Genomic DNA, 12358 nt, shown 5'->3' on the forward strand with positions numbered 1-12358 from the left:
GTTATTTAATGTGCTGAACCAATCGAACGCGATCACGCATCATTTGGCTTCTGACTTGGTACCATCCGCATGCCAGTTGTAGACGACGAAGTTGAACTCCTCGAGATCCCCCTTCTCGTCGTATTTCACCTCACCAATCGGCGTATCAAAGGTGTTTTCGTGCAGATAGCCAGCTACCTCGTAAGGATCGGTCGACTCGGTTGCTTTCATTCCCTCGGCCATCAGATAGACGGCGGTATAGGCGGGCATGACGAATGGGCCGGAAGGATCCTGATTCTTGGCCTCGAAGGCCTTGACCAGGTCGGCGTTGGCCGGATCGGTTTCGAAGGCCTGAGGCAGCGTGACCAGCAGCCCTTCCGATGCCTCACCGGCAATCTTGGAAATATCCGGGTTGCCGACACCTTCCGGCCCCATGAACTGAGCATCGAAGCCTAGCTCTCGGGATTGGCGCAGCAATAACCCCAGCTCTGGGTGATAGCCACCGTAATAGACGAAATCGACGTTCTCGCGCTTGAGCTTGGAGATCAGCGACGAAAAGTCCTTGTCACCGGAGGTAATGCCCTCGAACAGAACCACATTGACGCCAGCCTCCTCGACGGTATCACGCACGCCGGTCGCGATGCCCTCGCCATACTGCTGCTTGTCGTGGATGATCGCCATATTCTCGGGTTTGGCCTGCTCGGCGACGTACTGGCCGGCAACCGGGCCTTGCATCGTATCCAGGCCGATGGTGCGGAAAACGGTCTCGTAGCCGGCTTCAGTGATCGCCGGACTGGTGGAGGCCGCCGTGATCATCAGGATTTCTTCCTCGGCATAGATATCCGAAGCGGGTTGGGTCGCGCTGGAACACAAATGCCCTACCACGAACTGCACACCGTCATTGACGATCTGGTTGGCCACTGCCACCGCCTGCTTGGGGTCGCAGGCGTCATCGTACTTTACACCCTTGAGCTGCTCGCCGTTGACGCCACCTTGCTCGTTTATGCGTTCGATGGCCATCTCGGCACCAGTGAACTGCATATCTCCGTACTGGGCCAAGGGGCCTGTCACCGGACCGGCCAGACCGATGGTAATATCCGCCTGAGCGGTCAGACTGGACATTCCCGCACCCACGGCCAGCACTAATAGCGACTTGCGTATCGTGTTTTTCATATTTTTCCCATCTCGTTGTTATGTCTAGGAAAAACCGCCGCATTCAAGCGACTGTTCGATGTTATTATTGACAGCTTAATTGCAGAGAGTAAAGCGTCTTTAGTTCAATATGAGCTCGCTGATTTCGTGCTCATCCGCCGATACAATAGCGTGAAATTTCAATCCTTTATTGCTATGATCTCAGGGAACTTATGTTTTTTAATTATAGATAACGGTATAAAACAGCTGTTATCATCAACCTTGGCATTCAGGACAGAAATAAAGCCGGCGAGAAGCCACCGCTGTGCGTTCAACCAGAGCTTGGCAGGCGTGACAGGGCAACCCACCACGCTGGAACACCGCGAAACGCCACTGTTGGCGCACCTCTCCCTGCTTGCGGGCAGCCCGGGCCCAGTCATCACGATTGGTTATCCCTTTCTGATGGTAGGCGCGCTCGACCACCGCCAGCATCGTTCGCGCCAGATGCTCTCGTTGAGCTATCGTTAGATCCACGGGGCGCTGCCGGTAAGAGAGCTGGGCAAAAAAGAGGATTTCGGAGCGAAGGTAGTTGCCAATGCCGGCAAACAGCGACTGCTCAAGCAGCAGGCCGCCGAGCCCACGACGCTTGAAACGCGGCATTTCCAAGCGCTCGACAATTGCTTCGATGCTGACGTCATGGGTCAACAGATCCGGCCCCAAACGTGCCAGGAAAGGATGTTCTTCCAGCCGACCGGCCTGCCATAGAGAGATGTCCGAGGCACTGTACAGACTCGCCGATCGGCCTTGAGCCGTTAGACGAGCCCGTAATGAGCGATTGGTATCCGGCTCTCGCTCTTCGTCGTGATACTTCCATACTCCGTAAAGCTGATTATGCGAATAAAGTACGCGACCATCATCAAAGCGGATCAGTAGCGCCTTGCCCCAGCTATCGACCGCCGTCACCTCGCGACCACATAGCGACGCCGCTTGACTTGCAAGCTCGGGAAAGGCGAACCACGCCCCATCAAGACGTCGCCCGCCAATCTGCTCCTGCAGCGCATCGGCGGTACGGCGAATTTCCGGACCTTCGGGCACTCTTCAGGCCGTTCCCAGAAGCAATTGCTGCTCCTTCAATTTGTGCAGCTGATCTCTGAGCTGCGCTGCCGTCTCGAATTCGAGATTTTGCGCCGCCTCGTGCATACCGTCTTCGACCCGGGATATCTCCTTGAGGAGTTCGTGGGGTGCCAAGGTGCTTGGATCGTAAATAGCGGCTTTTTCCGCCACCTGACGCTCGCTCTTGCGCCGATTGCCCTTCTTGCCCGGTGTCTGAGCGCCTTCCATGATATCCGCCACGGACTTGGTCACGGTTCGCGGGGTGATGCCGTGCTCTTTGTTATGCGTGATCTGCTTGGCCCGACGCCGCTCGGTCTCATCGATGGCACGGCGCATTGAATCCGTGACCCGATCACCATAGAGAATCGCCTTGCCCTTGGCGTTACGGGCAGCGCGCCCGATGGTCTGAATCAGCGAGCGCTCGGCGCGCAGGAAGCCTTCCTTGTCCGCATCGAGTATCGCTACCAGAGAAACTTCGGGGATATCCAGTCCCTCGCGCAGCAGGTTGATACCCACCAATACATCGAACTTACCCAGACGCAGATCCCGAATGATCTCGACCCGCTCCACGGTGTCGATGTCCGAGTGCAGATAGCGCACTCGGACATCGTGCTCGTCCAGGTATTCGGTCAAATCTTCCGCCATGCGCTTGGTCAGGGTGGTGACAAGCACTCTTTCACCCACGTCGGTACGCAGCCGAATCTCGGAAAGCAGATCATCGACCTGGGTCGACGCCGGGCGCACCTCGACTTCCGGATCGAGTAGCCCGGTGGGGCGCACCACCTGCTCCACCACCTGCCCCTGATGCTCGGCTTCGTACTTGCCCGGTGTCGCGGAGACGAACACCGTCTGCGGACAGACGCTTTCCCACTCCTCGAAGGTCATTGGCCGGTTATCCAGCGCCGAGGGCAAGCGAAAACCGTACTCCACCAATGTTTCCTTGCGCGACCGATCGCCTTTGTACATGCCGCCCACCTGGGGCACGCTGACGTGGGACTCATCGATGAACAGCAGCGCATCGGAGGGTAGATAGTCAAAGAACGTGGGGGGCGGCTCGCCAGGGTTGCGCCCGGACAGATAGCGCGAATAGTTCTCGATGCCATTGCAGTAGCCGAGTTCCAACATCATCTCGATGTCATATAGGGTGCGCTGTTCCAGGCGCTGGGCTTCCACCAGCTTGTCATGCTTGCGCATCCAATCCAGGCGCCCGGTAAGTTCTTCCTTGATCGAGTCGATGGCGCCCAGAATCGTATCCCGGGGCGTCACGTAGTGGCTCTTGGGATAGATGGTCATGCGCGGTACCTTGCCGCGCGCCTCCCCGGTCAACGGATCGAACAGGCTGATGCTATCGACCTCGTCGCCGAACAGCTCGACTCGCACCGCCTCCTCCTCGGAATCCGCCGGGAAGATGTCGATGACATCCCCTCGCACCCGATAGGTACCGCGCCGAAAATCCATGTCGTTGCGGGTGTACTGCAACTCTGCCAGGCGCCGCAGAAAGGAGCGCTGGTCGATGAGTTCGCCACGGTTGAAGTGCAGACGCATCTTCAGATATTGATCCGGGTCACCAAGACCGTAGATCGCTGATACCGAAGCCACGATCAGCGCGTCCTTGCGTTCCAGCAACGCCTTAGTGGCGGACAAGCGCATCTGCTCGATATGATCGTTGATCGAGGCGTCTTTCTCGATGAAGGTGTCCGAGGAGGGTACATAGGCTTCGGGCTGATAGTAGTCGTAATAAGAGACGAAGTACTCCACCGCGTTGTCCGGTAGAAACGACTTGAACTCGCCGTACAGCTGCGCCGCAAGGGTCTTGTTGGGCGCCATCACGATGGTCGGGCGCTGCAACCTTTCGACGACGTTGGCCATGGTGAACGTCTTACCGGAGCCGGTCACACCCAGCAGGGTCTGGTGGGCCAGGCCCGCTTCAAGACCCTTGACCAGCCCATCGATGGCAGCCGGCTGATCGCCAGCCGGCTGATAATTGGATTGAATACGAAAGGATTTACTCATGCGCTTGAGATGGTTCCAAAGAGGGTAAAGTTCAAGCGTAGGCGCTGTATTGAACGTAAAAGCGGGAGACTAGGAATCCATCTTGGTAATTATCTGCACCTCGGAAGTCGTCAACAGCCGATGGATCGGACAACGATCGGAAATCTCCAATAGCCGAGCCAGCTGTTCCGGGTCTTCGATGCCTTCGAAGGCCATTTTGATATCGACACGATAAATCCCGTGCCGCTCCTGGCTGTCGTCCCGGGTGATAGTCACCCCAACCTTTTCCAGCGGCCACTCCTTGCGTCGGGCGTACATGCGTGCAGTGATCGCCTTGCAGGCGCCCAGGGCCAGATCGAGATAGTCGTGGGGGTCCGGGGCACTTTCCTCGCCGCCCACGATCCTGGGTGCATCAACAACAATATCTTCGAAGGACTCTATCTCGGCGCGGTGGCGCAAGCCGTGCCGATCCATGCTGGTAACGACGATGGTCATACATTCTCCTTGTCGGCTTATTTCAGCAAGCCTTGATGCCTAGCTTTTCCACGGCGGTGATCAAGGCCTCACGGCTCACCTTGCCCTCCACTTCCGCACCATGGCGACCAACTTCTGCACTCTCGACACCGTCCAGGTTAATCAATGCGGTGGTGGCGCGATTGACCTGATCGGCATTGTCGATTCCTTCAAACGTCAATGAGATAGTGGGCATGATTTTTTCCGAGATTGGATATGCTGTCAGTCTAGCAGGGAATCTCGCCCCCTTGTTCAAAGCTGATGCCCTCGCCTTGCAATCCCTATCATCAAGCCCAATAGTCATGAACGAACCCGGCGTTCAACGGAGCCCTCATGACCAACTGGACAACTCATCTTCAAGCGGCCGGTGCGCGTGGTCTCGACGAGCGCTGGATCGATTTCGGCGATCCGAACCAGGCCCAGCAACCCAATGACGCCACCCTGCTTACGCCTCTACTCCATCTTGCCATTCTGGAAATCGAAGGAGCCGATGCCAAGCGCCTTCTGCAGGGCCAGACCAGCGCCCAGCTCGAATTGGCAGATGGTAATTTCGCGCCCTTGACCGCTTTCTGCTCGGTCAAGGGCCGCATGCTGGCCAATGCGCAATTGCTATGCCTCGCTGAAGACCGCTATTGGCTATTACTCGACCGGGATCTGGTCGAACCGCTCAAGTCGCACTTGAGCAAGTTCGCGGTGTTCTACAAGGCCCAGATCCGTCCTCGAGACGACCTGGCGCTGATCGGTCTAGTCGGCCGTGACGCCCCGGCGTTGCTGGAAGCGCGTCTGGATATGCTACCCCCGGCGGTCTGGCATCAAACCATGCAAGGCGAACGGGTTCTGCTGCATCATCCGGGGCCGCGCCCGCGCTTCATCCTGGGCCTGCCTCAGGCGGAGGCCGCTACGCTCTGGGATACGCTGGCTCGTTCGGCAACGCCGGTGGGCAATGCGGTATGGCAACTGCAGGATATCAAGGCGGGGCTTGCCTGGCTGAATGCGGCGCAGCAGGACACGTACCTTCCCCAGATGATCAACTGGGAGGCGCTAGGTGGCATCAGTTTCAAAAAGGGGTGCTATACCGGGCAGGAAGTCGTGGCTCGCGCGCACTTCCGGGGGCAGGTCAAGAAGCGCATGATGCGCGCGCAACTCGAGGGTAGCGAGGTTCCCGAGACAGGTGCACCGATATGCAATGTCGAAGGCAAGCGCCAGGGTGAAGTCGTCAGCGCCGCTCTCGATGCCTATGGTCAGGCGGAGATACTTGCCGTGTTGAATACTCGCGCCAGCGAGGAAACGCTCGAGGTCATCGGTCAACGCCTGAAGCGCCTCAAACTGCCCTACGCCATTGAGCGTCTCGATCCGGAAGAACTCGCCGCCCAAGGCTAGATGCCGAACAATCGCCGCGCCGTAGCCGTACTGCTTGCCGCGACGTGCTCGACGATTTCGCCGCGTAGCTGGGCGATATGTTCGCAGACCTGCGCCAGCCGGGCAGGCTCGTTACGCTGCCCCTGAAACCCGGCCAGGGGCATGTCGGGGCTGTCCGTTTCCAGCACGTAGCCGTCATCCGGCAGAGAAATGACCGCGCGATGAAGACGCTGGGCCCGCTCATGGGTCGTTGCCCCGCCTAAACCAAGCACAAACCCCAGATCGAGAAATTTCCCCGCCTGCTCAGGGCTGCCGGCAAAAGCGTGAATCAGCCCGCCTCTGGGCAGGCTCAGCTGACGCAAGCGCTTGGCCACCTTGTCGTTGGCCTGAACGCAGTGCACCACGACTGGAAGATTCCGCGACTTGGCCAGCTTGAGCTGTGCATCGAATAGCTGCCATTGTGCGTCCAGCGTATCCTCGAAACGCGCATCGATGCCGCACTCACCCAACGCCACGGTTTCCGGGTGTTCATCGAGCATCCTCTCCAACGCCTCGATATCTTCGTCTCCATGCTCATCCATGAAGTAAGGATGCAGACCCAGGTTCAGACTGACATCCTCGCGCCGGGCAAGCTCGATCACCGCTGGCCAACGCGCTCGGGTCGTGCCGGGTACGATGAAGTGCTCGATGCCGGCCTCACGCGCCCGCGCGAATACGGCTTCGCGATCAGTAGCGAAATCGGCGAAATCCAGATGGCAATGAGCGTCGATCAGCATTTCAGCTCCTAAACGTCACGAGACCCGCGGCTGCTAACTGGCTTGTGGACCGTCATCGAGCTTGGATGTACAGGCCGGACAGCGCGTGGCCTCCAGGGAAATCTTGCTGATGCAGTAGGGGCAACTCTTGACCGTCGGCGCAGAGGTTTCCGGCGGGTAGGCAAGATTCTTCAACCGGTTGATGTTACGCACCAGGACGAACACCGCCAGGGCAACGATCAAGAACGAAAGCAGGGCATTGAAGAAAAGGCCGTAGTTGAGCGTGGCTGCGCCGGCAGCCTGCGCCTGCTCCAGAGTATAGTAAGGCCCCTCCCCACTGCCGGGACGCAGCACGATGAACTGGTTGCTGAAATTGATATCGCCAGTGATCAGTCCGATCATCGGCGTAAAGATGTCCTTGACCAGGCTGTTGACGATAGAGGTGAAGGCAGCTCCGATGATGATGCCCACCGCCATGTCTACCACGTTGCCCTTGACCGCGAATTCGCGAAACTCCTTGATAAATTTCGATGCCATGGCCGCAAAATCCTCGTTACTAGTGTTCTCTAGTGGCATTGAAGCGCACTTCCGGCCAGCGCTCCTGAGTCATCTGCAAATTGACACGAGTCGGTGCCAGATAGGTCAGATAACCGCCGCCGTCCAGGGCAAGGTTCGTGCTGGCCTTGCGCCTGAACTCGTCGAGCCTCTTGGCATCGTCGCAGTACACCCACCGCGCCGTCTGCACGTTGATCGGCTCGTAAATGCAATCGACCTTGTACTCCTCCTTGAGCCGATGGGCGACCACGTCGAACTGCAGCGTACCCACCGCACCGACAATCAGGTCGTTGTTGTCCAGTGGCATGAATACCTGGGTCGCGCCTTCTTCGGAAAGCTGCTGCAATCCTTTCTGTAGCGCCTTCATCTTCAGCGGGTCGCGCAGACGCACGCGCTTGAAAAGCTCCGGGGCGAAATGCGGAATGCCGGTGAAGCGCATCTCCTCGCCCATGGTGAAGGTGTCGCCAATCTGAATGGTGCCGTGGTTATGCAGGCCGATGATATCTCCGGGCCAGGCTTCCTCGACATGAGCCCGATCCGAGGCCATGAAGGTCAGGGCGTCGGCGATCTTGACGTCCTTGCCGATACGCACATGGCGCATCTTCATGTTCTTGTCGTACTTGCCTGAACAGACTCGCAGAAAAGCCACTCGGTCACGGTGCTTCGGGTCCATGTTGGCCTGAATCTTGAAAACGAAACCGGAAAAACGCTCGTCGTGGGCGCTGACGGTTCGCGTATCCGTATCTCGGGCCTGAGGAGCCGGGGCATATTCGACGAAACCATCGAGCATTTCGCGCACGCCGAAGTTGCCCATGGCGGTGCCGAAATAGACCGGCGTGAGTTCGCCGCGGCGATAGGCCGCCAGATCGAACTCATGGGACGCGCCGCGCACCAGCTCGACCTCCATGCGCAGCTCCTCGGCTTGATCCGCTCCCAGGGTTTCGTCCACCTGCGGGCTGTCGAGGCCTTCGATACGCACATCCTCGGGAATACGGCTGCCCTGGCCCTGCTTGTAGAGATGGATTATGTCGTTATAAAGATGATAGACACCGCGAAAATGACGTCCCATGCCGATCGGCCAGGTCATCGGCGCGCACTGGATGTTCAGTACCGTCTCGACTTCGTCCATGACCTCGATGGGGTCGCGAATGTCACGATCCATCTTGTTGATGAAGGTCAGGATCGGCGTAGTACGCAGCCGACATACCTCCATCAGCTTGATGGTACGCTCCTCTACCCCTTTGGCGCCGTCGATCACCATCAGCGCCGAGTCCACCGCGGTCAGGGTACGGTAGGTATCCTCGGAAAAGTCTTCGTGTCCCGGCGTATCGAGCAGGTTGACGATGCGCCCCGCATAGGGGAACTGCATGACCGAGGTGGTTACCGAGATGCCGCGCTCCTGCTCCATCTTCATCCAGTCGGAAGTGGCGTGGCGCTCATTGCGCTTGCCTTTGACGGAACCGGCGAGCTTGATGGCGTTGCCGAACAACAGGAGCTTTTCGGTGATGGTGGTCTTGCCGGCGTCGGGGTGAGAAATGATGGCAAAGGTGCGGCGTAGCTCGGCCTGCTCGGCGATTGGCGTGTCGGACATCGAGTATCGTTTACCGGTTGGCGTACAGCCATGGGAAAGTTGCGTATCATGGCTGCGGGTGGATTGGATTGCCGCCAATTCTACGGATTGCAAAGGCGTTATTGTAGCCTGAATAGTTGTAGCCTTACAGGAAAGAGCATGCTGACACCTTATGACTTTGGCGCCGCAGGCGATGGGCGCACCGATGATACTCAAGCAGTCAACGAATTCCTTGCCTATGCCGCCGACCATGTCGTGCTGGAAGCCAAGTTCGTCGGCACCTTTCGGGTTACCGATACCATCAAGTTCCGCCCCAGCGATCCGGAACAGAAATCCTTTGCCACCAATGACATGCGTCTGCGTGCCACCCTGATCGTCGATCGCCCCTCGACCAACCCCGGACCGGGCATCGAAATCGCCGGCGTCAGTGGCGGCGTGTTCTCGGGCAAGCTATCGGTCAAGGGGGTGACCGGACAGCGCTGGCCGCTAGGCCGCTATATGACCCATGGCGTCGTTTATGGCGACGGTGTGCGCCAGGCCATGTTCGATTCGTTATATGTCGAAGGCGCTCTGCTGTGGGGCGTGCACAAGGATGGCTCAGACGGGAATGCGGTCGAGGACATCGGTTCGAACAGCCGTGTGCGCTACGCCATGGTGCATTGCACCGATTGCGGGCTGTCCGACAAACATGATGCGCTCGCCGGCTGGGCCAACAGCTACGTCAGCCATACCGACAACGACGCCAGGCACGGCGATGAACGTTCCATCGTCGAACTGGCCAAAGGCATACCGCCGCATATCGAGGACAAGGGCCGAAGCGCCATTCTGATCAACGGCAATGTCTACGGCATTGCGCGGGTGGTCGACGACCGGCACATCGAAATATTTCCTAGGGTCGCCGAGGACGTCTCGAAGGGCAACAAGATACTGTTCGCCATTGGCGGTGGCGTCTTTCAGGACAGCGTCGATTTCAGCTTGTGGAGCTATGGTGTGGTGGACGTGTCCTGGTGCGGCATCGGCTGGTACGACGCCAATATGTACGGTAACTCGGTGCAGTTGATGCACATTAGCAAGGTCATCATCGCAGGATTGATAGGCAGTTTTCCGACGGGCCCCCTGTACGGCGGTTTTGTTGGCCAGCTCTATACCGAAGGCAATACCCCGGTGCGCGGCTTTCCCAGCTGGGGAGATTCGTCGTACACCATCGGCGATAGTCGCATCACCGTGGCCAAGGACTTCTATCGCATCTATGCCAACAAGGGAAAGGCATACCGGCGCGCACCGTTTACCGGCACCCTGCACCGCGGTGACTAGGTGTTGTCTGAAAAGTCGACGAGCGATGGCCAGGCAAGGCAAAAATCGAAGAAAAGACGGAGTTTACATGGCGTAAATGAGTACTTTGAATCGATTTTTAACGCCGTATGGGCGAGCGCAGGCACTTTTCGGATAAAGCCTGAGCGCCCGGTCAGGGCATGGGTGACCCTGGCATAATCGGTTATCATGCCTCGAAAATCCCTTCGGACTCACCATGCAGCCTCTTCCCCTGCCGCTATCGACACCTAACCGCAACCTAGTTCGTCTGACGCTGATTCGCGGCATCAGCTGGACGGGCTTTCTCGGGGCAATCGTTTTCGGTATCGAGGTGCTCGGTTTCGAGCTGCGTGTCATGCCGGTGATCAGTGTCATCATCGCCATGGGATTGATCAACATCGTTACCTGGTGGCGCTTGAGTCGCCCTCGCGCCGTCACCAATACCGAGTACCTGCTGCAGTTGCTCGTCGAGATCGCCGGGCTCGCCATGCTGTTTTACTTCACCGGCGGGGCAACCAATCCGGTCATCAGCTACTATCTGGTGCCGGTCACCATTGCTGCGGCTACCCTGCCTTGGCTATATGCCTGGATCGTCGCCAGCGCGACCATGGCCTGCTACACCTTCCTGATGCTTTTCTACGATCGGGTACCGGAAATGAGCCACGGCCTGATGAACCCGGATATCAGCCTGCATGTATTAGGTATGTGGCTGAATTTCGGGCTGTCTGCGGGTCTCGTGACGTTTTTCATCTACAAGATGGCTTTGGCGCTGCGACGTCGCGACATGGCTCTGTCCCGCACCCGGGAAACGGTGTTGCGCAACGAGCAGGTCCTCGCTGTAGCGACTCAAGCAGCGGGCACGGCGCATGAACTTGGTACGCCGCTCTCTACCATGGCCGTACTGCTCAATGAAATGCGCTACGATGCCAAGGGCAATTCGACGCTGGAAGAAGATATCGATCTGCTGCGCCAGCAAGTCGATACCTGTAAATCCCGTCTTCAGTATTTGGTTGAGAACGCGGATCGCCGGCGCCTGGCGGAGCCGGAAGTTCGCTCCGCGCAGGACTGGTTGCAGCATCTAGTTCAGCGCTGGCTGGTGCTGCGCCCGGACGTCACGCATCGTATCGAGATACTCGGTAAGCGCAGCTCACCGGAGCTTGCCGTGGATGTCACCCTGGAACAGGCGCTGATGAATCTACTCAACAACGCGGCAGATGCCAATCCCGACGACATTCTGATCAGCCTTGACTGGAATCATGAAGAGGTGATCATCGATATTCGCGATCATGGCCCGGGCGTTGCCATGTCGATCGCCGATCAACTCGGGGACACCTTCATCTCGACCAAGAGCAAGGGTATGGGTATCGGGCTGTTTCTCTCCCATGCCACCATCAATCGCTTCGGCGGCGGTGTGAGCCTGTACAATCATGAAGAAGGTGGCACGCTGACCGAAGTCAAGCTGCCCCGCGCCCTTGGGGGTCAGACTGCCTAGACAGGAAATTACCAGAGGTTCATCAAACAATGGCCAATGACATTCCGGAACGCTTGTTGATCATCGACGACGACGAGATGTTCTGCCATGTAATGCAGCGCGCACTCAGCCGGCGTGGTTTCGACATAAGCGTTGCCAGCGATGCCGATCAGGCGTTGGAATCGGCGCGGCGCTCTCCCCCGCAACTGGCAACGCTCGACCTCAAGCTCGAGCATACTTCGGGGCTCAAGCTGCTGCCTGAGCTTCTGGCCCTGGCTCCCGAGTGTCGCGTCATCGTGCTTACAGGCTATTCGAGCATCGCGACCGCCGTCGAAGCCATCAAACTCGGTGCGGTCAATTACCTGTGCAAGCCCGCAGATGCGGACGAAATTCTTGCCGCCCTAGGGTGCGATCAAGGCAATCCGGATATCGACATCGCGGACAACCCGCCCTCGATCAACCGGGTCACCTGGGAGCACATTCAAAAGGTGCTGCAGGAGTATGACGGCAACATCTCCGCCACCGCACGGGCCCTGGGTATGCATCGCCGCACTCTGCAGCGCAAGCTGCAAAAACGCCCGGTGCGACGCTAGGCCAATACAGCATTTT

General features: G+C 58.2%; 12 protein-coding genes. 4 read left to right on the forward strand and 8 right to left on the reverse strand.

The window, feature by feature from the left end; genetic code table 11:
- Window positions 1–39 precede the first annotated feature (39 nt).
- The 5 genes from H7850_RS10965 to H7850_RS10985 all read right to left on the reverse strand — a co-directional run bounded on the left by H7850_RS10965 (window position 40) and on the right by H7850_RS10985 (window position 4924).
- Window positions 40–1152: a branched-chain amino acid ABC transporter substrate-binding protein gene (locus H7850_RS10965; RefSeq protein ID WP_227369568.1), complete on the reverse strand. Its 1113-nt coding sequence runs from the start codon at window positions 1150–1152 to the stop codon at window positions 40–42.
- Between the two features lie 234 nt (window positions 1153–1386).
- A complete protein-coding gene (nei, locus tag H7850_RS10970) occupies window positions 1387–2205 on the reverse strand; it encodes an endonuclease VIII (protein ID WP_227369569.1) in 819 nt (272 codons plus the stop codon).
- A gap of 3 nt (window positions 2206–2208) precedes the next feature.
- On the reverse strand, window positions 2209–4236 hold the full coding sequence (uvrB, locus tag H7850_RS10975; RefSeq protein WP_227369570.1) for an excinuclease ABC subunit UvrB: 2028 nt from the start codon (window positions 4234–4236) through the stop codon (window positions 2209–2211).
- 69 nt (window positions 4237–4305) lie between these two features.
- Entirely contained in the window at window positions 4306–4710 is a 405-nt protein-coding gene (locus H7850_RS10980; protein ID WP_227369571.1) for an OsmC family protein, read from the reverse strand.
- A gap of 22 nt (window positions 4711–4732) precedes the next feature.
- The gene (locus tag H7850_RS10985; RefSeq protein WP_227369572.1) at window positions 4733–4924 is read right to left on the reverse strand and encodes a hypothetical protein; all 192 of its coding nucleotides are present in this window, start codon (window positions 4922–4924) and stop codon (window positions 4733–4735) included.
- Between the two features lie 137 nt (window positions 4925–5061).
- Between H7850_RS10985 and H7850_RS10990 the strand changes: the two genes are divergently transcribed.
- A complete protein-coding gene (locus H7850_RS10990) occupies window positions 5062–6108 on the forward strand; it encodes a YgfZ/GcvT domain-containing protein (protein ID WP_227369573.1) in 1047 nt (348 codons plus the stop codon).
- Here the strand turns inward: H7850_RS10990 and H7850_RS10995 are convergent.
- Genes H7850_RS10995 through H7850_RS11005 form a run of 3 tightly spaced genes read right to left on the reverse strand, consistent with a single transcriptional unit; the run spans window position 6105 to window position 8988 of the window.
- Entirely contained in the window at window positions 6105–6863 is a 759-nt protein-coding gene (locus tag H7850_RS10995; protein WP_227369574.1) for a TatD family hydrolase, read from the reverse strand. The genes H7850_RS10990 and H7850_RS10995 overlap by 4 nt on opposite strands.
- A 33-nt stretch (window positions 6864–6896) precedes the next feature.
- Window positions 6897–7379 carry a large conductance mechanosensitive channel protein MscL gene (mscL, locus tag H7850_RS11000; RefSeq protein ID WP_227369575.1) on the reverse strand — a complete coding sequence of 161 codons (483 nt, stop codon included), beginning with the start codon at window positions 7377–7379 and terminating at the stop codon, window positions 6897–6899.
- A gap of 19 nt (window positions 7380–7398) precedes the next feature.
- Window positions 7399–8988 carry a peptide chain release factor 3 gene (locus tag H7850_RS11005; RefSeq protein WP_227369576.1) on the reverse strand — a complete coding sequence of 530 codons (1590 nt, stop codon included), beginning with the start codon at window positions 8986–8988 and terminating at the stop codon, window positions 7399–7401.
- Window positions 8989–9126: 138 nt separating this feature from the next.
- On the opposite strand from H7850_RS11005, the gene H7850_RS11010 reads away from it, so the two are divergent.
- The 3 genes from H7850_RS11010 to H7850_RS11020 all read left to right on the forward strand — a co-directional run bounded on the left by H7850_RS11010 (window position 9127) and on the right by H7850_RS11020 (window position 12342).
- Window positions 9127–10281: a hypothetical protein gene (locus H7850_RS11010; RefSeq protein WP_227369577.1), complete on the forward strand. Its 1155-nt coding sequence runs from the start codon at window positions 9127–9129 to the stop codon at window positions 10279–10281.
- Window positions 10282–10495: 214 nt separating this feature from the next.
- The gene (locus H7850_RS11015) at window positions 10496–11770 is read left to right on the forward strand and encodes an ATP-binding protein (RefSeq protein WP_227369578.1); all 1275 of its coding nucleotides are present in this window, start codon (window positions 10496–10498) and stop codon (window positions 11768–11770) included.
- Between the two features lie 29 nt (window positions 11771–11799).
- Complete coding sequence (locus H7850_RS11020) at window positions 11800–12342, forward strand: response regulator transcription factor (RefSeq protein ID WP_227369579.1); 543 nt, start codon at window positions 11800–11802, stop codon at window positions 12340–12342.
- Window positions 12343–12358: the final 16 nt, after the last annotated feature.

This window comes from Halomonas sp. M20 (assembly GCF_020622265.1).
Classification (GTDB): Bacteria; Pseudomonadota; Gammaproteobacteria; order Pseudomonadales; family Halomonadaceae; genus Modicisalibacter.